Origin of the sequence: Thiohalocapsa sp. (assembly GCF_022340605.1) — a bacterium.
Lineage (GTDB): Bacteria > Pseudomonadota > Gammaproteobacteria > Chromatiales > Chromatiaceae > Thiohalocapsa.
In genome coordinates, this window is sequence record NZ_JAJDNQ010000057.1 from 1 (window position 1) to 20980 (window position 20980).

At 70.5% G+C, this 20980-nt stretch carries 19 protein-coding genes and 2 pseudogenes; 11 read left to right on the forward strand and 10 right to left on the reverse strand.

Annotation, left to right across the window (positions count from 1 at the left end; translation table 11 throughout):
* The 8 genes and pseudogenes from LJE69_RS07480 to LJE69_RS07515 all read left to right on the forward strand — a co-directional run.
* Positions 1–796, forward strand: a pseudogene (locus tag LJE69_RS07480) (aminomethyl-transferring glycine dehydrogenase subunit GcvPB); the annotation flags it as partial.
* A gap of 30 nt (positions 797–826) precedes the next feature.
* Positions 827–1051: a hypothetical protein gene (locus LJE69_RS07485; protein WP_296923444.1), complete on the forward strand. Its 225-nt coding sequence runs from the start codon at positions 827–829 to the stop codon at positions 1049–1051.
* 84 nt (positions 1052–1135) lie between these two features.
* On the forward strand, positions 1136–1507 hold the full coding sequence (locus LJE69_RS07490) for a diacylglycerol kinase (protein ID WP_296923446.1): 372 nt from the start codon (positions 1136–1138) through the stop codon (positions 1505–1507).
* 25 nt (positions 1508–1532) lie between these two features.
* Positions 1533–1733: pseudogene (locus LJE69_RS07495) on the forward strand (type II toxin-antitoxin system VapC family toxin); the annotation flags it as partial.
* A gap of 70 nt (positions 1734–1803) precedes the next feature.
* On the forward strand, positions 1804–2334 hold the full coding sequence (moaB, locus tag LJE69_RS07500; RefSeq protein WP_296923449.1) for a molybdenum cofactor biosynthesis protein B: 531 nt from the start codon (positions 1804–1806) through the stop codon (positions 2332–2334).
* 2 nt (positions 2335–2336) lie between these two features.
* A complete protein-coding gene (gene glp / locus LJE69_RS07505; RefSeq protein ID WP_296923451.1) occupies positions 2337–3623 on the forward strand; it encodes a gephyrin-like molybdotransferase Glp in 1287 nt (428 codons plus the stop codon).
* Positions 3620–3871 carry a molybdopterin converting factor subunit 1 gene (gene moaD, locus LJE69_RS07510; protein ID WP_296923454.1) on the forward strand — a complete coding sequence of 84 codons (252 nt, stop codon included), beginning with the start codon at positions 3620–3622 and terminating at the stop codon, positions 3869–3871. Before glp ends, moaD begins: the two co-directional genes overlap by 4 nt.
* A gap of 45 nt (positions 3872–3916) precedes the next feature.
* Positions 3917–5653, forward strand: coding sequence for a hypothetical protein (locus tag LJE69_RS07515; protein ID WP_296923457.1), 1737 nt, complete (start codon positions 3917–3919; stop codon positions 5651–5653).
* A 40-nt stretch (positions 5654–5693) separates the two neighbouring features.
* Here the strand turns inward: LJE69_RS07515 and LJE69_RS07520 are convergent, their stop codons facing one another.
* The 7 genes from LJE69_RS07520 to bioB all read right to left on the reverse strand — a co-directional run bounded on the left by LJE69_RS07520 (position 5694) and on the right by bioB (position 12813).
* Positions 5694–6617: a trypsin-like peptidase domain-containing protein gene (locus tag LJE69_RS07520; protein WP_296923460.1), complete on the reverse strand. Its 924-nt coding sequence runs from the start codon at positions 6615–6617 to the stop codon at positions 5694–5696.
* A gap of 8 nt (positions 6618–6625) precedes the next feature.
* The gene (locus LJE69_RS07525) at positions 6626–7861 is read right to left on the reverse strand and encodes a D-alanyl-D-alanine carboxypeptidase (RefSeq protein WP_296923464.1); all 1236 of its coding nucleotides are present in this window, start codon (positions 7859–7861) and stop codon (positions 6626–6628) included.
* Positions 7862–8010: 149 nt separating this feature from the next.
* Positions 8011–8688, reverse strand: a complete 678-nt coding sequence (bioD, locus tag LJE69_RS07530; RefSeq protein WP_296923467.1) for a dethiobiotin synthase — start codon at positions 8686–8688, stop codon at positions 8011–8013.
* Positions 8685–9581, reverse strand: a complete 897-nt coding sequence (gene bioC, locus LJE69_RS07535; protein WP_296923470.1) for a malonyl-ACP O-methyltransferase BioC — start codon at positions 9579–9581, stop codon at positions 8685–8687. The genes bioD and bioC overlap by 4 nt, the downstream gene beginning before the upstream one ends.
* A complete protein-coding gene (gene bioH / locus LJE69_RS07540) occupies positions 9578–10369 on the reverse strand; it encodes a pimeloyl-ACP methyl ester esterase BioH (RefSeq protein WP_296923473.1) in 792 nt (263 codons plus the stop codon). The genes bioC and bioH overlap by 4 nt, the downstream gene beginning before the upstream one ends.
* Positions 10370–10378: 9 nt before the next feature.
* Positions 10379–11725 carry an 8-amino-7-oxononanoate synthase gene (gene bioF, locus LJE69_RS07545; RefSeq protein ID WP_296923478.1) on the reverse strand — a complete coding sequence of 449 codons (1347 nt, stop codon included), beginning with the start codon at positions 11723–11725 and terminating at the stop codon, positions 10379–10381.
* A gap of 41 nt (positions 11726–11766) precedes the next feature.
* On the reverse strand, positions 11767–12813 hold the full coding sequence (bioB, locus tag LJE69_RS07550) for a biotin synthase BioB (RefSeq protein WP_296923481.1): 1047 nt from the start codon (positions 12811–12813) through the stop codon (positions 11767–11769).
* A gap of 437 nt (positions 12814–13250) precedes the next feature.
* Between bioB and LJE69_RS07555 the strand changes: the two genes are divergently transcribed.
* Together LJE69_RS07555 and LJE69_RS07560 are read left to right on the forward strand one after the other, a co-directional pair.
* The gene (locus tag LJE69_RS07555; RefSeq protein ID WP_296923484.1) at positions 13251–13976 is read left to right on the forward strand and encodes a ComF family protein; all 726 of its coding nucleotides are present in this window, start codon (positions 13251–13253) and stop codon (positions 13974–13976) included.
* A gap of 246 nt (positions 13977–14222) precedes the next feature.
* Positions 14223–14552, forward strand: a complete 330-nt coding sequence (locus LJE69_RS07560) for a hypothetical protein (protein ID WP_296923486.1) — start codon at positions 14223–14225, stop codon at positions 14550–14552.
* Positions 14553–14882: 330 nt separating this feature from the next.
* Here LJE69_RS07560 and LJE69_RS07565 read toward each other — a convergent pair whose 3' ends face one another.
* Both LJE69_RS07565 and LJE69_RS07570 read right to left on the reverse strand, forming a co-directional pair.
* A complete protein-coding gene (locus tag LJE69_RS07565) occupies positions 14883–15269 on the reverse strand; it encodes a hypothetical protein (RefSeq protein WP_296923488.1) in 387 nt (128 codons plus the stop codon).
* Between the two features lie 393 nt (positions 15270–15662).
* The gene (locus LJE69_RS07570; protein WP_296923491.1) at positions 15663–17525 is read right to left on the reverse strand and encodes a phosphoenolpyruvate carboxykinase (GTP); all 1863 of its coding nucleotides are present in this window, start codon (positions 17523–17525) and stop codon (positions 15663–15665) included.
* Positions 17526–18084: 559 nt separating this feature from the next.
* On the opposite strand from LJE69_RS07570, the gene LJE69_RS07575 reads away from it, so the two are divergent.
* Entirely contained in the window at positions 18085–19842 is a 1758-nt protein-coding gene (locus LJE69_RS07575) for a hypothetical protein (protein WP_296923494.1), read from the forward strand.
* Here LJE69_RS07575 and rfbD read toward each other — a convergent pair.
* Positions 19839–20732 (reverse strand): dTDP-4-dehydrorhamnose reductase, encoded by an 894-nt coding sequence (rfbD, locus tag LJE69_RS07580; RefSeq protein ID WP_296923497.1) that lies wholly within the window; start codon positions 20730–20732, stop codon positions 19839–19841. The two genes, LJE69_RS07575 and rfbD, sit on opposite strands and share 4 nt — an antisense overlap.
* Positions 20733–20980 lie beyond the last annotated feature (248 nt).

Here is a 20980-nt window from a genome sequence, read left to right on the forward strand (position 1 = left end):
CATCGCCGAGACGGTGCACGCCGCCGGCGGGCTGCTCTACTACGACGGCGCCAACCTGAACGCCATCCTGGGCAAGGTCCGCCCCGGCGACATGGGCTTCGACGTCATCCACATGAACCTGCACAAGACCTTCTCGACGCCTCACGGCGGCGGCGGGCCGGGTGCCGGTCCCGTAGGAGTGTCCAAGCGGCTGGAGCCGTACCTGCCCGTACCGCTGGTGGTGCAGGACGACGACGCATACCACTGGCAGGTGGAGCACGACCGGCCCGAGTCCATCGGCCGCATGACCGCCTTCGGCGGCAACATGGGCATTCTGCTCCGCGCCTATATCTACGCCCGCATGCTGGGCGCCGAGGGCATGCGCCGGGTGTCCGAATACGCCACGCTGAACGCCAACTACCTGCTCGCGCGCCTGAAGGACGCCGGCTTCACGCCAGCCTATCCGGACCGGCGCGCCAGCCACGAATTCATCGTGACCCTGAAGCACGAGGCCAAGGAGCTCGGCACCAATGCCATGGACTTCGCCAAGCGCCTTCTGGACTACGGCTTTCACGCGCCCACCACCTACTTCCCGCTGCTGGTGCCCGAGTGCCTGCTCATCGAGCCCACCGAGACCGAGCCCAAGGAGGCGCTGGACGGCTTCGTGGACGCAATGGCCAAGATCCGCGCCGAGGCGCGGCAGAACCCGGACCTGCTCAAGCAGGCCCCGCACACCCTGCCTGTGCGCCGGCTGGACGACGTGCGCGCGGCCAGGCAGCTGGACTTGGCCTGGCGGCCGGATCGGGCGCAAGATTAGTGAAAGACGGATCGCCGACGAGGGCGCCTCATGACCACTGACATTGACAACTTGGTGGCTGGGCAACTGTGTGCGATTCGTACCGACATCGCGGAGCTGAAGAGCCACGCCGCGTCAACGCATCTCCAGCTTGCTAGCATGGGCCAGCAACTCGGCGCGCTGACAACCGCAGTCTACGGCGGGCATTCCGAGCTCGACGACCTGCGACGACGCATCGAGCGCGTCGAGCGCCGCTTGGAGCCGGTGGACAACTGACCGATCAGCGCTCGCGATGGCTCGACGACGGCATGTCGCGGCGAAGACGCCGCTCCCACAACGCCGAGGCATTCACTAGGCAGTATGGCCCACCACAACGCCCGCGGCTGGAAGCGAGTCATCTACGCCTTCGGCTATTCCATGAAGGGCCTCAAGGCCTGCTATCAGGGCGAGGAGGCGTTCCGGCAGGAGATCTTCATCCTGATCCCGATGCTGCCGCTCGGCCTCTGGCTCGGCGAGACACCCGTGGAGCGGGCGATGCTCGTGGGCAGCCTGTTGCTGGTGCCCATCGTGGAGCTGCTGAACTCCGCCATCGAGGCCAACGTGGACCGCGTCGGCTCGGAGCGCCACGAGCTCTCCGCCCGCGCTAAGGACATCGCCTCCGCGGCTGTCTTCACCAGCATCCTGTTCGCGGCGGTAATCTGGTTGTTGATCCTGGCCCCCAAGTGGCTTTGAGGACACGCCTCTGATGGCAACCGCGCGCTATGCCGAGTTCGTTGCGGCCGACGGCTTCCGGCACCTGCCGGTTAGCCATTTGCATGCGCTCAGGGCCGGCAGTTGGCCAGTGGAGCATCGCGACCCGTTCGACCGCATGCTGGCGGCGCAGAGCGAGCTGGAACGGATGCCGCTAGTAACGCGCGACCCCGCATTCGCGCTATTCGGCGTAGAAACCCTCTGGTGAGCGCCCCATTGTGCGACTATCCCGCACTTCGCACGCCCCGCACTTCGTACTACGCACCCCGTACTTCCCCATGAGCCGAACCCCAGCCGACGCCCCTTTCCTGCCGCTGGCCATCGCGGTGCTCACCGTCTCCGACAGCCGCACCGAGGCCAACGACACCTCCGGCGACTACCTGCGCGAGCAGGCGCAGGCCGCCGGACACCAGGTGGTCGAGAAGGTCATCTGCCGTGACGATCTCTACCACCTGCGGGCGCTCTTCTCGCGCTGGATCGCGACCCCGGACGTGCGCGTGGTGATCAGCACCGGCGGCACCGGCATCACCGGCCGCGACAGCACGCCCGAGGCCGTGCTGCCCCTGTTCGACAAGACCGTGGACGGCTTCGGCGAGCTGTTCCGGCAGATCTCCTACCAGGAGATCGGCGCCTCCACGGTGCAGTCGCGGGCATTTGCCGGTATCGCCAACGGCACGCTCATCTTCTGCCTGCCCGGCTCCACCGGCGCCTGCCGCACCGCCTGGGAGCACATCCTGCACGCACAGTTGGACAGCCGCACCCGCCCGTGCAACTTCGCGCAGCTCATTGCGCGCCTCGCGGAGCGCTGACCATGGCCGGCGCGCACGACTGCGGCGGCGAGACCGCCGCCCCGCTGTCCGTCGAGGCGGCCGTGGCACTGCTGCTGGAGCATGCACGTCCCGTCGCGGCCACCGAGACCATCGCCCTCGACGACGCCCTCGGCCGCGTGCTGGCCGAACCGCTGAGGAGCCCCATCGACCAGCCGGCCTGGGACAACAGCGCCATGGACGGCTACGCGGTGCGCGCGGCCGACGTGGCTGCCGGCCCCGAGCTGCCGGTGTCGCAGCGCATCGCCGCCGGCGACCGCGCCGAGCCGCTGCTACCCGGCACCGCCGCGCGCATCTTCACCGGCGCACCGGTGCCGGCGGGCGCCGACACCGTCGTGGTCCAGGAGGCCTGCGAGGCAGTGGCCGACGCCCGCGTGCGGCTGCCGGCGGGGGTCCAGGCCGGGCGCAACATCCGCTATCGCGGCGAGCAACTGCGCGCCGGCGACCAGGTGCTGCCGGCGGGCATCCGGCTCGGCCCGCAGCACCTGGCCGTGGCCGCCTCGGCGGGCGCGGCGGCGCTGTCCGTCCGCCGCCGGCTCAAGGTCGCCATCCTCGCCAGCGGCGACGAGCTGGTGGAGCCCGGTGCACCGCTCGGCGAGGGCCAGATCTACAACTCCAACCGCACCCTGCTCCGCGCCCTGCTGGCAGGGCTCGGCTGCGAGATCCTCGACCTCGGCATCGTTGCCGACACCTTGGCGGCCACCACGGCCGCGCTCGCCGACGGCGCCGCCCGGGCGGACCTGGTGCTGGCCAGCGGCGGTGTCTCCGTCGGCGAGGAGGACCACGTGCGACCGGCCATGCAGCAATTGGGCCGGCTGGAGCTGCGCAGCGTCGCCATGCGCCCAGGCCGGCCGGTGGCCTTTGGGCATATCGGCGCGCAGGTGGCGGGCGGACAGACGGAGGCACTGGGGGGCAAAACGCCCTTCCTCGGCAGCCCCGGCAACCCGGTGTCGCTGTTCGTGACCTTCTGCTTGTTCGCGCGGCCGTTCATCCAGCGCATGCAGGGGCTGGACCCGGTGCCGGCGCCACGGCGCATCCAGGCGCCGGCCGGCTTCGACTGGTCGAAGCCGGACAGGCGTCGCGAATACCAGCGTGCGCGGCTGGTGACGGGCGAGGATGGCGTCGCGCGGGTCGAGGTGTTCCGCAGCCGATCCTCCGCGGACCTCGGCTCGCTCACCTGGGCGGACGGGCTCGTGGAGCTCACGGAGAACCGGCCGTTTCGCGCCGGCGAGTTGGTGAGCTTCATCCCGTTCAGCGAGCTGCTGCCGTGATCCGCGTGCTCTACTTCGCGAGCCTGCGGGAGACGGTCGGCACCGACGCGGAGCAATTGCCGCCAGCGCACGCCGGCAGCGTCGCCGACATCCGCGCCCGACTGCGCGCGCGCGGCGGCGCCTGGGCCGCGGCGCTGGACGAGCAACGCCGGGTGCTGGCGGCAGTGAACCAGCAGATGGCCAGGCCCGACACGCCGGTGGCCGACGGCGACGAGCTGGCCTTCTTTCCGCCCGTCACCGGCGGTTGATGCCGCGGGCGTCCAGCCGAGACGCCCTGCTCTGCCCTCGCCCAAGTGCCACGGCCACGGCAACACTGGCTCGCCCTGCCCCGCCGGCTCCCCAGTCGGCTGCCCAGTAGGCTGCCACGCAAGCTCTGGGGCAAGCTGATCGAGCAGGCGCGCCGGCTGCCCCGCTTCGCGGCGAGCGAGCGGGCGCATTACGAGGCCCGCGAAGCCCGCCTGCTGGGCCTCGGCAGCGACCAGGCACCTAGTCCGCGCGACTGGGCGCCGCTGCCGCCCGCACCGGTGATCCGCGCGGCCCTGGCCGCGGCTCCGGACTACCGGCTCATCGACCTCGCCGCACCCGGTGACGGCGACCGGGCATTCCTCGCCAGGCACCACTTGCACCCGGAGCACGTTACCGCCAACCGGGGCCTGATCCCGGCATCCCATCTGCCGGCCGGCCGCGCGGCGCGGCGCGCCGCGCTGGGCATCGACGCCGACCCCGATCGCACCGCCTTCCAGATCGAGGCGCTGGACCAGGGCGCCGTGGAGGCTGTCTGCCCGGCGACGGGCCGGCTCAGGCGCGCCATCCACGGCCTGCTGGCGGCGCAGAACCAACCCGTCTTCTATTGGTTTCCCGTCGACGGCGACGCACCGGCGATGCTGCTCGCCGCCGGCCGTGAGGGCCGCGGCTGGATCAAGCTCTACCTGTTTCTGCCGGCGCTGCGCACCGCGCTGCTGCTGGCGGAGCGCATGCGCTGGCACGGCCGCGACGAGATCGACGAGCTGCGCGCGCACCTGCTGGCAGAGCACCGCCGGCTGCGGTCCTACCTGGCGCGCACTGACCCGCCGCGGCCCTGGGCGCTGGTGGACAACCGCCAGTTCGCGCATCACTTGTGGAATGCACTGACGGGGCTCGAGCGCCTGGCGGCGCGCGTCGATCGCCTGCCTGTCGCCGGCATCAGCCTCTGCGCCGAGCCCTGGGGACGCGTCGAGGACCTCTTCCCCGAGCTGCGCCGCACGCCGCTTCACCGCGAGCGCTTCCCCGTGCCCATGGAGCAGGCCGCGACGGCGCATCGCTTGCTGATCCGGGTCGGCGGCACGCGCATCGGCGAGGAACTGCTCCGGCGCGTGCGGCACGTCGCCGCCGAGCAGGTTCCGTCCGCGCTGCGCGCGCGGGCGGCGGCGCTGCGCCGGCGGCACCGGCCCATCCTGTGGGTCACGCTGCGGATGGAGAACCGCACCTGGGTCTCGCAGGTGCCAGGGCTCATCGAGATCGGCCGCCGGCTCGCGGCCGATCATCCGGGCGCGGCGCTGATCATCGACGGCTTCTCGGTGCTCCATGACGTGCCCCCCGCGCCAAGCACGGAGCAGGCCCGGCTAATCGCCGCCGAGCGGCACGCCGCAGCGGCCATTGCAGCGGCGCTCGACGGCCTGCTGCCGGTGCTGAGCCTCGTCGGCCGGCCGCTGTTCGAGGCGGCGGTCTTCGCCCGGGTCGCCGATTGCTACCTCGCCCACCACGGCAGCCTGCAGCACAAGATCGGCTGGCTCGGCAACTGTCCGGGGCTGGTCCACGCCAACCGCCTGGTGCTGACGACGCCAATGCTGTGGGAGGCGGCGCTCCAGGTCCGGGAGCGCCAGATTCCGCCAACCTACCTGGACCCGGCGCTCGTGCACGACATGCCCGGCGCGGCGCGCGTCGCCAACAACCGCTGGCTGGATGATCTCGACAATTACGACCTGGACGCGAGCGCAGCCTACGCGGCGCTCTCCCCCATGCTCGGCGACGCAACGCGTCGGCCGGGCTGAGCAACAGCCGCGATGTCGGGCCTTCTGACGCCGGCCCGACCTACCGCCCGCCGACGATCCGCCGCATGGCTCGCAGCACCCGGTTGCCGGGCACCGCGAAGCCGATGCCAACATTGCCACCGGACGGCCCGATGAGGGCGGTGTTGATGCCAACGATGCGCCCGGCAAGGTCGATGAGGGGGCCACCGGAGTTGCCCGGGTTGATGGACGCATCGGTCTGGATCAGCTCGCCCAGGCTGTCGTCGGCGATGCCGGTGCGGCCGACGGCGCTGACAATACCGGAGGTGACCGTCTGCCCGAGCCCGAACGGATTGCCGATGGCGAGCACGAAGTCGCCAACTTCAAGGTCATTGGAATTGGCGAAGGGAACCCGCGGGGTGTCCACCGGCATCATCTGCAGCACCGCGATGTCGGTACCGACGTCGCGGCCGATGAGCTGCGCCTTGAAGCTGCGCCGGTCCTTCAGCGTGACAGTGATGTCGCGGGCGTCCTCGATGACGTGGGCATTGGTGAGCACCAGCCCCCGGCGCCCGTCCACGATGACCCCGGAGCCGACGCTCTGGCGCTGGCGCAGCTCCTCGGGGTCCGGTGGCTCGATGTCGAGCTGCTCCAGGAACTGGCGGAACGCGGGGTCCGTCAGAAAGGCCTGGTCCTCCAGGCTCACATCGGAGATGACCGCGACGTTGACCACGGCCGGCGTCACCCGCTTCAACAGGGGAGCGAGCGACGGATAACCGCCCTTCGCCTTCATGTACAGCGCGTTCCCGCCCCGCTGCGGTGATGACGCCGCCGCGCCACCCGTGGGTCCGCCGGCCGGCGTCGACGGCAGCGTCAGCGTGCCGCAGCCGGCCAGCAGGCCGCAGGCCGCCAGCAGCAGCCACGCCAGCAATGCCCGACGCCGGCACAGAAGCCTCTGCACCGCCGCAGCGGCGGCGCCAGGCCTGCGCCGCGTGAGCCCGTTCACGGACGCGCTCAATAACGCGCCAGGGTCGGCGCCGCGGCAAGGGCGCTCGCCACCTGGTTGCGGAACTGGTAGGCCACCGGCTGGTTGATGAGCAGGCTGAAGGGCGCCCAGTCGCCGTTGCGGCGCACCCAGCCCGCATAGCAGCTCACGCCGTGCAGCGTGCCGGTCTTGGCACGCACGTTCCGATTGCCGTCCTGCACCGGCACGAGGTCGCGATAGGGTGCCATGGCATTCACGACATCGATCATCTGGCGGCCGCTGATGCGGTTGCCGCGCGACAGGCCGGCACCGTCCTCGATGGTGAAATTGCGCCAGCCGAAATTGCGCCGCGCCCAGTCCTCCATGACCCGCTGCGACTGGGCCATGCTGCTCTGCCCGCCGCGCTCACCGAGCATGAGGAACAGGTCGTTGGCGACGAAATTGGTCGAGTACTCCAGCATGTTCTTGAGCACCACGGACAGCGGGCGGCTGTTCTGGTGGGTCAGCAGCAGCTTCGCCCCCGCCGGCGCGCGGCCGACCTGCACGTCGCCGTTGACGCGGATGCCCGCGGCCCGGAGCTTCAGCTCCAGCAACTCGCCGCAGTGGCGCAGCGCATTGTCGCGGGTGCGCAGGTTGACCCGTTGCTTGCCGCTGCCCATGGCAGCGCCCATGCGCCGGGCGGTGGCGGTCACGGGCGTCTGCGCCTCGCCACTCGAAACCCGGCCTCCGGAGACGATCACGTTGACCGTGTTGAAGTTCACGGCCAATGCCGTCACCGGGGCGTCATAGGGATTGGCGGTGGAAGAGCGGCCCGGGATACGGTCGCCGGCCACAAACAGGCTGTCATCCAGGCCGATGCCGTCGACGCTGCTGACACCCTGGCGCTTCAGCGCCCGCACGGCCTGGTCCAGCTCCTCCGAGACCAGGTAGGGGTCGCCCTGGCCAACCACCCACAGCCGGCCGTCTCGGGCCTGCCGGAACTCGGTGGTGAAATGGTGCTGGAGTCCCCAGCGCTCGATGGCCGCCAGTGCCGTCACCAGCTTCATCGTTGAGGCAGGCATCATGCCGCGATCGGGATTGTTGGCGATGACGGTGCGCCCGCGCTCCTGCACCACCAGACTCGCATCGCCGAGCGCCAGCGCCTGGCCGATGGGGTCGGCCGAGACCGCTCCCGCGACGCATAGTAGGGTCAGCGCGCAGACGGTTGCAGCAACAGCTTTGGACCGGCACGGGGGCTGGAGGGCGCGGGGTTGCGAAGCGGGCATGCGGGTGATCCTTGGCCTGGTTTCGACGCTGGGATTGGACGTTGGGGTTGGACGTTGGGGTTGGAGGTTGGGGTTTGATGCAGTTGCATCGGACGCGGGCGGCGGCAACATCCCACCCCGTCGAGAGCTTAGCACGCGCCACCTGCCCCTCAGCGCAGCAGCGGCTCCAGGTTCAGGTATTCGGCGACAACCTCGGGCTTCGGCAGGTCCAGACGGGGCACGACGCCCAGCGTTGGGGCGTCGATGAGGGCGGCCAGGGTGGCAATGTTCTCGTCCTTGGCGCGCATATCCGGGTCCACCTCGTTGGCGACCCACCCCGCCAGCCGCACCCCGCGGGCGCGGATGCTCTCCGCCGTGAGCAGACTGTGATTCAGGCAGCCGAGGCGCAGACCCACCACCAAGACCACCGGTACACCGAGGGCGCTGGGCAGATCGCTCAGCGCCAGGGCCGGACCCAAGGGCACGCGCCAGCCCCCGACGCCTTCGACCACCACGCGCTCGGCGCGCTGCGACAGCGCCTGATAGGCGTCGCGGATGCGCCCGAGCCGAATGTCCACGCCCGCCAATCCGGCGGCGATGTGCGGCGCGATGGGGTCCGCCAGCGCGTAAGGGTTCACCTCGCCATAGGGCGCGTCGACACCGCTTGCGGCCATGAGCTTGATGGCATCGTCGCACTGCAGCCCGTCATCGCCCGGCACGCAGCCGCAGGCGATGGGCTTCATACCGACGGCGGTGATGCCGCGCGCCTTGAGGGCCGCCAGGAACCCGGTCGCGACCTCGGTCTTGCCGACGCCGGTGTCCGTCCCCGCGACGAAAATACCGCTCATCGGTGACCTCCGGCGGCCCGCTTCGACGCGGACCGGCGACCGCCGATGGCGGCGAGCGGGATGGCCACGCCGTCGTCGGTGGCGAATTGCCGCTGCGCCTTGGCGCTGACCCACGCATGACCGTGGACCACCTCGTAGGTGGCCGGCAGGCGTCCATCGCTGCGCTCGCACTCGTAAGCTTGCGCCAAGTCCGCGAGCCGGCGGCGCCCGGTGAGGCCGCGCGGGCGCCCGGCCAACGCGTTGTGGGCGCCGAGCTGCTTCAGGTCGCGCATGAGACCATGGATGTCCGGGTAGGTGAGCGTCATGCGCTCGACGTCCATCACGGGGTCCGCAAAGCGTGCACGCACCAGGGCGTCGCCGATGTCATGCATGTCCAGGAAGGGGTTCACGTGTTGGCCGCCGTCCACCGCCGCCCAAGCGGCGCGCAGCTCCGCCAGCGTGTCCGGGCCGAAGGTACTGAACAGCAAAAGCCCACCCGGGCGCAGCACCCGCAGCAGCTCGCGAAAGGTGGCGTCCAGGTCGTTGACCCATTGCAGCGTGGCGTTGGAGAAGATCAGGTCCACCGAGTCGTCCGCCAGCGGCAGCCGCTCGGCGTCGGCGCACACCACCCGCGGCCGGTTCAGCCAGTGCCCGCGGCGGCGCGCCTGGCGCAGCATGTTCGGCGCGAAGTCCAGCGCGACGATCTCGGCGCGGCGATAGCGCCGCGCGAGGCCGTCCAGCGCCAGGCCCGTGCCGCAGCCGAGATCCAGCACCCGCCGCGGCGCGAGCCGGATGTAGCCGAGCCGCTCCAGCATGCGCTGGCCGATCTCGCGCTGCAGCACCGCAACCCGGTCATAACTCGCCGCGGCGGCGTCGAAGGCCCGGCGCGCGGCATGCTTGTCGATAACGTTCAAAGCCCGATCCCATCCAGAAACTCGTTGATGACCGCCGCGGTCTCGGCGCCGTGCGACAGCCAGGGCGCATGTCCGGCACCGGCAATCACACGCACCCGGGCGTCGGGCATCAGCAGCGCGACGCGCTCGGCGGCGCCCGCGGGCACCAGGGTGTCGCGCTCACCGAAGAGCCACAGCGCCGGCGCGCGGATGTCTGGCAGCGGGCCGCGCAGGTCCTCCTCACGCAGGAAGCCAAGCCCCGTTTCCAGGGCCGCCGGGTCCGGCGCCGGCCGCCCCGCCACGCCGGCACGCAAGCGCCGCAGCACGCCGCGGGCGTCCTCTGCTCCTCGGACCTGAAGCGCCAGGAAGCGTTCCAGTGTCCCGGCACAATCCGCCAGGAGTCCATCGTGGAACTGCCCCAGGGTGCCCTCCGGCACCGCCACCTGCCAGTCCGCCGCACGCACGAAGCGCGGAGTCGCCGCCAGCAGCACCAGCGCACGAATGCGCTCCGGCGCCAGGCGCGCCGCCTGCAAGGCCACCAGACCACCCAGCGACCAGCCGAGCCAGACGGCCGGCCCGGGAGCGCCGTCGGGGGCGCGCTCGGCGGCCTGATCCAGACACGCCCGCGCCCAGTGGTCCAGCGACCACTGCTCGGGCGAGTGGGCCGCGCCGCCATGGCCCGGCAGGTCCAGCGGTACCGGAGCGAAGCGCCGGTGCAGCCCCTCCGGGAGCCCCTCCCAGACGCCGGCGTTCATGCCCCAGCCGTGCAACAGCACCAAGGGCGTCTTCGCAGACAAGACTGCGCTCATTGATCTACCTCAGGTCATTGGGCCGCCGTTGGCCCTCGGCACTCGGCCGCGACGCCGCGGCAGCCGTCCCAGCAGCTCCAGCAGCCGGTCGATGTCCTGCTCGTGGTGCGCCGCGGACAGGGTAATACGCAGCCGCGCGGCGCCCTTGGGCACGGTCGGCGGGCGGATGGCGCTCACCAGCACGCCGTTGTTCTCCAAAAACAGGCTCCACTCCAGCGCCACCAGGGAGTCGCCGGCCAGCAGCGGCTGGATGGGCGTGTGCGACTCCATCAGCGGCAGATCCAATGCCGCGGCGCCGTGGCGGAAGCGGGCGATGAGCCGGTGCAGGTGCTCGCGGCGCCATTCCTCGCGCACCGCCAGCGCCAGCGCGGCAGAGGTGGCATGTGCCACGGCGGGCGGCAGCGCGGTGGTGTAGATGTAGCTGCGGGCACGCTGGATCAGGGTCTCGATGAGGGCCTCACTGCCGGCGACGAAGGCGCCGAAGGTACCGAAAGCCTTGCCCAAGGTGCCGACGAGGATCGGCACCTGGAGATCATCCATCCGCAGCAGGTCCAGGGTACCGCGACCGGCACGGCCGACGACGCCGAGCCCGTGGGCGTCGTCCACCATGAGCCGCGCACCGGCGGCCTGGGCGACGCGCGCCAGCTCCGGCAACGGGGCGATGTCGCCATCCATGCTGAAGACGCCGTCGGTGATGATCATGCTGGCACCCGGCCCCGCGCTCATGCGCTCCAGCGCCGCCACGTCCCGATGCGGATAGCGCTTCAGCCGGGCACCGGCGAGGCGCGCGCCGTCGTTGAGCGAGGCGTGGTTGAGCCGGTCCGCGTAGACGTGCTCGCCGCGGGCACAGAGCGCGCTGATGACGCCGAGGTTGGCCATATACCCGGTGGAGAAGAGCAGCGCGCGCGGCCGGCCCGTGAAATCAGCCAGATCCAGCTCCAACTGCCGGTGGGCCTCGCTGTGGCCGCTAATCAGGTGCGCAGCGCCACTGCCGACGCCATAGCGCGCGACGCCCTCGCGCAGCGCGTCCGCAAGCACCGGGTGCGCCGCCAGACCGAGGTAGTCGTTGCTGCAGAACGACAGCATGCCGCGCCCGTCGATGACGGGCCGCACGCCCTGCGGGCCCTCCAGCACGCGGCGTGCGCGGTAGAGGTTCTCGCGTCGCAACCGCTCCAGCTCCGCGGCGAGCGCTGCATCCGCGTCCGCCGAGGCGTGCTGCGCGGGCGCATCCGGCAGGGACGGCAGACCGTCCCGCGGCACGCTCGCCGAGGAGTCCGCATCCCAACCGTCCGCGCCGGGCGCGCTGTCGGCGTCGGTACTCGGGCTTGTGGTGTCGGGCGCGCGGTGGACGGTCATTGCGCTGGGGCCGGCGAGCGTCTGCGTCGCCGGCGGCTGAATCAGTCGCTGGCGGCGAGCTGGTCCGCATGGTGGTGACAGGCGCCGGGCGCCTCGCGACCCGGCAGCTCGGCGGTCTCGAAGGCGAGACCGAGGCGCGCGAACAGCGCCAGGTCCCGTTGGGCGCCGGCGTTGGGCGTCGTGAGCAGCCGCTCGCCGTAGAACACCGAGTTGGCACCGGCCAGGAAGCACAACGCCTGCAGCTCATCGCTCATGTCATCGCGGCCCGCCGACAGGCGCACGTAACTGCCCGGCATCATCACGCGGGCGGCGGCGATGGTGCGCACCAGCTCAAAGGGGTCCAGTGTCGCGGTGCCGAACAGCGGCGTCCCCTCCACCTGGACCAGCAGGTTGATGGGCACGGACTCCGGATGCGCGGGCAGGTTCGCGAGCTGGCAGAGCATGGACGCGCGGTCGCGGCGCCCCTCGCCCATGCCGAGGATGCCGCCGGAGCAGGTCTTGAGTCCGGCGGCGCGCACGTGCTCCAGCGTATCGAGCCGATCGCGGTAGGTGCGGGTCGAAATCACCTGCCCGTAGAACTCGGGCGACGTGTCCAGGTTGTGGTTGTAATAGTCGAGCCCGGCGCCGGCGAGCCGCTCGGCCTGCTCCGCCGTGAGCATGCCCAGGGTCACGCAGGTCTCCATGCCGAGCGCCTTCACGCCGGCAACCATGGCCAGCACCGTCTCAAGGTTCTTGTCGGTGGGGTTGCGCCAGGCGGCGCCCATGCAGAAGCGGGTGGCGCCCGCGTCGCGGGCACGGCGCGCGGTGTCCAGCACCTCGTCCAGCGGCAACAGGCGCTGGCGCGCAAGCTCCGTCTCGTGCTGCGCGCTCTGGGAGCAGTAGCCGCAGTCCTCCGGGCAGCCGCCCGTCTTGATGCTCAAGAGCGTGCTGAGCTGGATGCGGTTGGGGTCGAAGCGCGCGCGATGGACGCTCTGCGCCGCGAACAACAGATCATTGAAGGGCCGGCCGAGCAGGACCTCGGCATCGTCGACGGTCCAGTCGTGGCGCCCGGCGGTGGTCGCCGCGGGCATCTTTACGGTTGCTTGCATCGAATCCGGAGGAGGGGCTTGGGCTTGTGTCTGGAGGTCGTCACCGCGCACGTCGCACTTCGCGCTTCGCACTTCTTAACCTCATCCTCCCCGCCACGCCCCGCGCTGTCAACCAAAGATGACAACCGCAGTTGACAGCGACCCGACAGCGGCCGCGAGCAGACGCCAGCCGCAAACCGCATTGCCAGCGACCGGGCGCGGCGCAGTAGACGCCGCCGAGCACTGGGTCGGTCTGAGCTACGACGACGACGGGTAGTATCCGCAGAGAAGAAGCGTGCGGGTCATCCCCAGGCGGGTCGCGTGCCCCGCGCCGGCGCTGATGGACCCGTGGGAGCGGCGTCCCCGCCGCGATTGGGCGCCCGTCGCGCCGAGGACGGCACTCCCACGGCGGTGGACGGACTTATGATGAAGGCTACCCGATCCTCATGGTGATATCGATGCCAACGCACTGGACGCGCGCCGCGGCCGATCTCATCTTCCCGCCCACCTGCATCCTGTGCGGCGCGCCGGGCGACGACGGGCTCGACCTCTGCGCCGGCTGCCGGGCAGAGCTGCCGGCCACGGGTGTCGCCTGCGTGCGCTGCGCGCTGCCGCTGCCGGAGGCGGTGTTGGCGGCCGGCCACGGTGAGGAAGGCCCGCTGTGCGGTCCGTGCCGCCGCAAGCCGCCGCCGTTCGCGCGCGCCCATGCGGCCTTCCGCTACGAGCAGCCGCTGCCGGCGCTGGTAGGCGGGCTCAAGTTCCGCGGCCGACTCAATACGCTGAGGCTCATGGGGCTGCTGCTGGGGGAGTCCCTAGCGCATGCCGGCGGCGAGCGGCCGGCCGGCATCGTACCCGTGCCGCTGCATCCGCGGCGGCTGCGGCAGCGCGGCTACGACCAGGCGCTGGAGCTGGCGCGCGTCGTCGGCCGGGCGCTGGAGCTGCCGGTGCTGGCGCGCTGCTGCGAGCGCACGCGCTCCACACCGCCGCAGGCGGCCCTGGAGGCCAAGGCACGCAAGCAGAACCTGCGCGGCGCCTTCCGCGCGACCGCAGACCTCACCGGCGCCCACGTGGCGGTGCTGGACGATGTGGTCACCACTGGCAGCACCGTTGCCGAGGTGGCGCGGGTGTTGTTGCGCGCGGGCGCCGGGCGAGTTGATGTTTGGTGTGTGGCGCGGACGCCGTAACCCTGGCCGACGTTATCGAGTGCGGGGTGCGGAGTGCGACGATGTGACGAGAACCCATTAGGGCCCCGATTCAGGCAGCCCTCGTAGGTCGGGCCGACGCCAGGAGGCCCGACGAGCAGGCGGTTGCGGTCGGTGCCGTATCGGGCTCGGCGATCGCTCAGCCGCACCGCCACGGGGTTGCTTCATGAGCCGCGACCGGACAAGTTGGCGTTTGTTGCTGATTCCTCTTCCTCAAGGAGTGTGCCCATGAAGTTTCCCAAGCTCCCGGCCGGCGCCAGGTTCCGTTGGCAGGGTGAGATGTATCGCAAGACGGGGCCGATGACCGCCAGTCCCGAGAGCGGCGGCGAGCGGAAGCTGATTCCGCGCAGCGCCGTCGTCGAGCCGGTGGACGCCACCGCCGCCCCGCCAGTACCGGCACGGGAGGATTTCACGGCGGCCGAGGTGGAGGCCGCGCTCGGGGCCTTGATGCAGCGCGTGCGCGACTACGCGGAGACGCTGGATGGACCGGAGCGCTCGGCGCTGGAGGCGCACTTGGATGAGGCGGCCTGGACTTTTCGCGCGGCGCTGAAGCGCTGAGCGGATTCAAGACGATCGGCCGCGGCCTTGTGGCGCACGGACGTCATCGGCTGGGCCGACGCACGAGATCTAACAAGCAGGCGACGATACCGCCGTGTCGGGCTTCGCTATCGCTCAGCCCGACCTACGCGCTCGACCCGACCTACGCGCTGCTCGCCACCCGCGCGGCCCGCTGAGAGCGCCGGCTTTCAGCCGGCTCACCGTGTGCCCGACTCGACGCCGGGCACCCGGCGCCAGGGCGCCGACACGCATGTAAGCCTTTGTCGAATCGACAGATGATTTGGGGGCACCGCAGGCTCTAAGCAGCTTGACGAGGCTGGTGCGGTCGACTCACTGCGCCGGCGGCGCGGACTGATCCCGCCCCCAGTAGACCACCCAACGGCCGCCGTCGCGGTGCAGGCGCAGGACCATGTAGTCGTCCAGATCCCAGAGTCCGCCCTTGCCGAAGGTGGGCGGCGTCGGGAACCACACCAGGGCCTCGTTGGCCCGGAGCTCGGCCACGAACACCTGCTTCGGCACCCAGGTGGCGAGGTCAGCGTCGCCGCTCAGGGTGTGGTCGGTCATGGCGGCGGCGAGGTCCGGGCTGAAACCTTGGCGATAGTGCCGGTAAACCTGATCCCGGGTGCGGTAGGCATCCGGGTGCTGCCAATAGTCCGTCTCCAGTCCGTAGGCGAAGCGCGCCGCATCGATGACCTCCCGCACAAGGTCCCCCGACATCGCCTCCACTGCTGCCGCCTGCGCGGCGCAAACGAAGGCACAGCCGAGCCACCACCCAATGACGGCGCTGCGAGCAACGAAACTCGGGGCTCTGAACATGGGCAGACGGCGGGTGCCGATGGGCGGAGCGTCTGGATGGGCGCCTGCGCCGTGCCCACCCCACCGTCCTGCTCGGGACCCCCGCATGAGCGTCGGCGGTCTCCCGAGGGCAGCGGACATCTTTGCCCCAGTCTAACGGAGCGCCGCGCGGCAAAAAGCGGCGCTCGCGGTCGGAATCGGCCGGTGGTCGGTGCTGAACGACCACCGGTAAGTTGAGCACCTGAAGAACGCCCGCTGGCTCCCGCCCCGCCGCACGAGGCAGCGGGGCAGACGCAGGAGCGGAAGGGGTGGGAATCAGCGAGCCACGGCGCGAGACAGGTCCCACACCGGCGGGGAATGGTACAGGCGCGCCAGTTGCAGCTCGCGCTCCAGCTCCATCTCCCGCGGCAGGTGATCGCCGAAGCGGGTGAGGAGCTCGTCCTGCTCCACGGTCTCCTGCCGGGCCACCTCCTTGTCGATATTCATGATGGAGAAGAAGTCTTCCGGCGGAAAATCCAGCCCGTCCCAGTGCATGTCGTCCCAGCCGGGCACCCAGCCGATGGGACCCTCGATGGCCGAGGCACGGCCGTCGCAGCGGTCCAGCACCCACTTCAGCACGCGCATGTTCTCGCCGAAGCCCGGCCAGATGAACTTGCCGTGCTCGTTCTTGCGGAACCAGTTGACGCGGAAGATGCGCGGCGGCGTGGCAACGTTCTGCCGGCCGATGCGCAGCCAATGCTTCCAGTACTCGGCCATGTTGTAGCCGCAGAAGGGCAGCATGGCCATGGGGTCGCGGCGCATGGCGGCCTGGCCGATGGCGGCGGCGGTGGCCTCGGAGCCCATGGTGGCGGCCATGTAGACGCCGTGCTCCCAGTTGTAGCTCTGGAAGGCGAGCGGGAAGTTCGTGCTGACCCGCCCGCCGAACAGGAAGGCCGTGATGGGCACGCCGGCCGGGTTCTCCCACTCCGGGTCGATGGACGGACACTGGCTCGCCGGCGCCGTGAAGCGGGCGTTGGGGTGTGCTGCCGGGCGCCCACAGCCGGGGGTCCAGCTCTTGCCCTGCCAGTCGATCAGGTGCGTCGGCGGCTCCTCGGTCAGGCCCTCCCACCAGACGTCGCCGTCGTCGGTGAGGGCGCAGTTCGTGTAGATGCAGTTGGCCTCGAGCGAGGCGATGGCGTTGGGGTTGGACTTGGCATTGGTGCCAGGGGCGACACCGAAGAAGCCGTACTCGGGGTTGATGGCGTAGAACTTACCATCCTCTGGATTGGGCTTGATCCAGGCGATGTCGTCGCCGACGGTGGTGACCTCCCAGCCCTCGAAGCCCTTGGGCGGAATCAGCATGGCAAAATTGGTCTTGCCGCAGGCGCTCGGGAAGGCGCCCGCCACGTAGTGCTTCTTGCCCTCCGGGGACTTCACGCCGACGATCAGCATGTGCTCGGCAAGCCAGCCTTCGTCGCGTGCCATCACCGAGGCGATGCGCAGCGCGAAGCACTTCTTGCCCAGCAGCGCGTTGCCGCCGTAGCCACTGCCGAAAGACCAGATCTCGCGGGTCTCAGGGAAGTGGGTGATGTACTTGTCCTCGACGTTGCCGGCACAGGGCCAGGGCACATCCTGCTCACCGGGCGCCAGGGGCGCACCAACGCTGTGCATACAGGGCACGAAGTCGCCGTCCGCCCCGAGCACGTCCAGCACCGGCTGGCCCATGCGGGTCATGATGCGCTGGTTCACCACGACGTAGGCGGAGTCCGTAATCTCCACGCCGATGTGGGCAATGGGCGAGCCCAGCGGCCCCATGCTGAACGGGATGATGTACATGGTGCGCCCGCGCATGCAGCCGTCGAAGAGCTCGGTGAGCCGCGCACGCATCTCGTGGGGGTCCGTCCAGTTGTTGGTGGGGCCGGCGTCCTCCTGCCGCTCGGAGCAGATGAAGGTGCGGTTCTCCACCCGGGCCACGTCGCTCGGGTGGGAGCGTGCCAGGTAGCTGTTGGGGCGCTTCTCGGAATTTAGGCGGATAAAGGCGCCGGACTGCACCATCTCGTCGCACAGGCGGTCATACTCCGCCTGGCTGCCGTCGCACCAATAGATGCGCTCCGGCTTGCATAGCCGGGCCATCCCGTCGACCCAGTCGAGAAGTTTCCGGTTGCTCGTGCGGCTCGCACCGTCGTGGGTAGTGGTCATGGGGGTCTGCTCTCCCGCTGCGGAGTTGAGGCCAGGGATGACGAAGGTTGGATAACCGTTCGGGTCAGATTACCGGGAGCGGTCACGCGGCGTCGAACAACCGCAGCCCAGGCTGATCCCGGGCAACTACGGCGACTGTCCGCGTGCCGGCCGCGGTAAGACCAAAGCGGAATCGGCGGAAACTGTGGTATGGGGTGCATGCAAGCACCACGCCAGTGGCGCGGCTAGTCCGCACCGTTGCCGGCGCTCACGCGAGCGTTGCTCCGGCATGGGACAATAGCGGCTTACCGACGCCCCGGGGAAAATGCGAAGCACGTGCGGCCACCGCCCGCGCCTGCCCCGTTGCCGGCCCTGTTCCGGCTCCATACCGGCCCAACACCGGCTCAACACCGGCCCAACACCGGCCCAGTGCAACAGTGCGCAAGTCCCGAGACCATCTCAGGTCGTTGTCGTTGTCGTTGTCGTGATCTCAAGCGTCCGGATATTCGATTACGACCACGACCATGAGGGAACCCGGCACCGGAATTTCCGCAGCGAAGCACTAATAGGCGCCAAGTCATTGATCTATAGACGCAGCCCGACGCCCCACCACGGGACACGGAACACCCTGCCACCGCCAGGCCGCCGCGACGCGGCCCTGCTGCTCGGGGGTCTGCTGACCGCAGCCGCCGCGGGCGCATCCCCGGCGGCGGCGCCGCATACGCCAAATGCCGCCATCGCCCAAGCCGAGGCGGAGGAATGCTTCCGGGCGCTGGCGGAGCGCCGCGCCCGCGACTACGACCGCACCCGGGACATCAGCCCGCGGCAACTCCTGGCGCTGCTGGACGTCGCCGAGCGAACCGGCTACAGCCTGGGCCTGCTCCTCGCCACCGGCGAGCACGAGAGCGCGCACACCTGGAACAACTTCGTTCGCCCGCCCCTCGGCGGCGGGCGGGTGGGCGCCGCCGCCGGGGTCTGGCAATTCCAGCCGCAGACGTTCCAGCGCGTCATCCACCGCTACGGCGCGAAGCTGCTGGCGCTCACCGCGGCCGACCCGGCCGCACACCGCCGGCGCCTGGATCTCGGCTTCGGCCCCTTCCACGACGGCCAAGTGCGGCTCATCATCCGCGACACCGTGGATGGGCTGCGCGACGCCGAGGACCGGGAACTGCAACTGCTGCGGCACGACTTCATCGTCCTGGCGCTGGCCAAGTACCTGCTGAGCGAAGACTCGGGCGCCACCAACCCGGTGGAGGACTACCTCTTCCACTTCCTCGGGCCGGTGCAGGGCCGGCGTATTCTCACCCTCGCCGAGGGCGACGAGCGCAACACCCGCACCGTCCAGCCACCCCCACCGCCGGACCAGCCGCAGCCGGCGGCGGCCGGGCGGATCAGGGACACGCTGCCGGGCAGGCCGGCGCCGCTGCTGCAACTGGCACCGCGCGGCTACAAGCCGCTCACGCCGGGCGGCACGCCGCCCCCGGGCGCACGCGCCGCCGATGCCATGTTGCAGCGCCCCGGCGAGCCGCCGCTGCCGCCGCCCCGACACCCGGCCCCACGGCAATGGCCGGCCCCCCATGGCTACGAGCACGACTCACCGGTGGTTACCGGCAACGCCGGCATGTTCTACCGCGACGGCCAGGGCCGCAGCGACCCATACACCTGGGCGGAGTTCCTGCAAAACCTGGAGCGGCGGGTCAAGGCCGGCCAACAGCCGAAGCTGGTCCGCGCCAAGTATGGTGTCGGCTTCGACCTGGCAGGCGGCGATCTGCCGGACTGGGCCTTCGACCCCGACCGTCCCGGGCCGATGCTGCTGGTGCGGATGGACGATGGCAGTGGACTGGCGCTGCCGAAGGCGCAGATCACGGCACCGCTGACGAGGGCCGAAACCCGTGACTATGAGCGCCGCCTCGCCACCCTCATCGGGCTCGGCCAGACCGCGCCCACCGCGATGCTGAGTGATGCGTCGGCGCGGGCGCTCTGGCGGCTCGGGCTACTGACAGCGCCCGCTGACAGCGCCGCAGCAAAGGCGCAGCCAAGTACGCGTACCGACCCGTTGCAGCGGTTCGCCACGGACATGGGTCCCGGCTGGGGCAGCGTGGTGCGCACCGACACCCCGGCCGTGCGCGATGCCCTGCACGCGTTCCGTGCGCTGGTGGGCAAGGCCCCACCCGACGACCCGGCACAGGCGAAACTGGTACTGCCCGCGGAACAGGCGGCGCTGGAGGTCTACGGCGCGCGCATCGAGCGCATGCTTGCCGCTCGCCGCGATGCGGGCGAGACGCAAGGCGAAGCCACGGCGAACTCGGACGAGCCGGGTGACAAGGTCGGCTCCTAGCCGAGATCCTCCATGCACAGCGCCAGCGACTGGCGCCAGTCCGGCAGCGTCAGGCCGAAGGTGGTGCGGAGCTTGGTGGTGTCGAGCACCGAATAGGCGGGGCGCTTGGCCGGCGCCGGATACTCGCTGGTCGGGATCGGAATCAGCTCGCAGCCGCTGCAGCTGACATCCCGAATGGCACTGGCGAAGCCGAACCAGGACACCGCGCCGCCGCTGGTGACGTGATACAGCCCCTTCGCCTGCTTGATGTCCACGGCGCCGGTCAGCACCGAATGCAGCACGTGGGCGGTGACCTCCGCCAGCAGCCTGCTCCAGGTGGGGGTGCCGACCTGGTCGTCCACGACGCGAAGCTCGGCGCGCTCGCGGAACAGGTTCATCATGGTGCGCAGGAAGTTGCGCCCGCGCACGCCGTACACCCATGCGGTACGCAGAACGAGGGCATCGACAGCCGAATCCAGCAGCACCAGCTCGCCGGCGCGCTTGGTCTCGCCGTAGACGCTGAGTGGCTCCGGCGTGTCGTCCTCGCGATAGGGCCGATCGGTGCGGCCCGAAAAGACGAAGTCGGTGGAGTAATGCAGCACCGGGATACTGGCATTGGCGCAGAGGTCCGCCAGCACGTTGACCGCATCGGCGTTGATGGCGCGCGCCAGTTCCGGCTCGCTCTCGGCCTTATCCACGGCGGTATAGGCGGCGGCGTTCACCACCACATCCGGCTGCGTGTCGTTGAACACACGGCGCACGGAAGAGGCATCCAACAAGTCGATGGCGGGGCCTGCCTGCCCCTCCATGGACGCGGCGATCACCTGCCCCACCGGCGCAAGGCTTCGGCGCAGCTCCCAGCCAACCTGGCCATCGGAACCGATGAGAAGAATGCGAGGGACGTCGGACATGATGGGTCAGTGAGCCTTACGCTGGGTGGAAAACGAATCGGGCGCGCGACAGCTCAGGCACACGGCAGCGCACCAGCCCCCAGAGCCCTCGTGGCAGCGGCTATGCTGCACGCGCCGAATCAGAAGGGAATGTCGTCGTCGAAGCCCGAGTCGCCGGGGAAGCCGCCCTCCGGGCCGGCGGGTGCGCCGCCATCGGCGGCGGCATCGGGCCTGCGCTCCTGTTGCGGAGCAGTGCCGTAGCTGGGTCC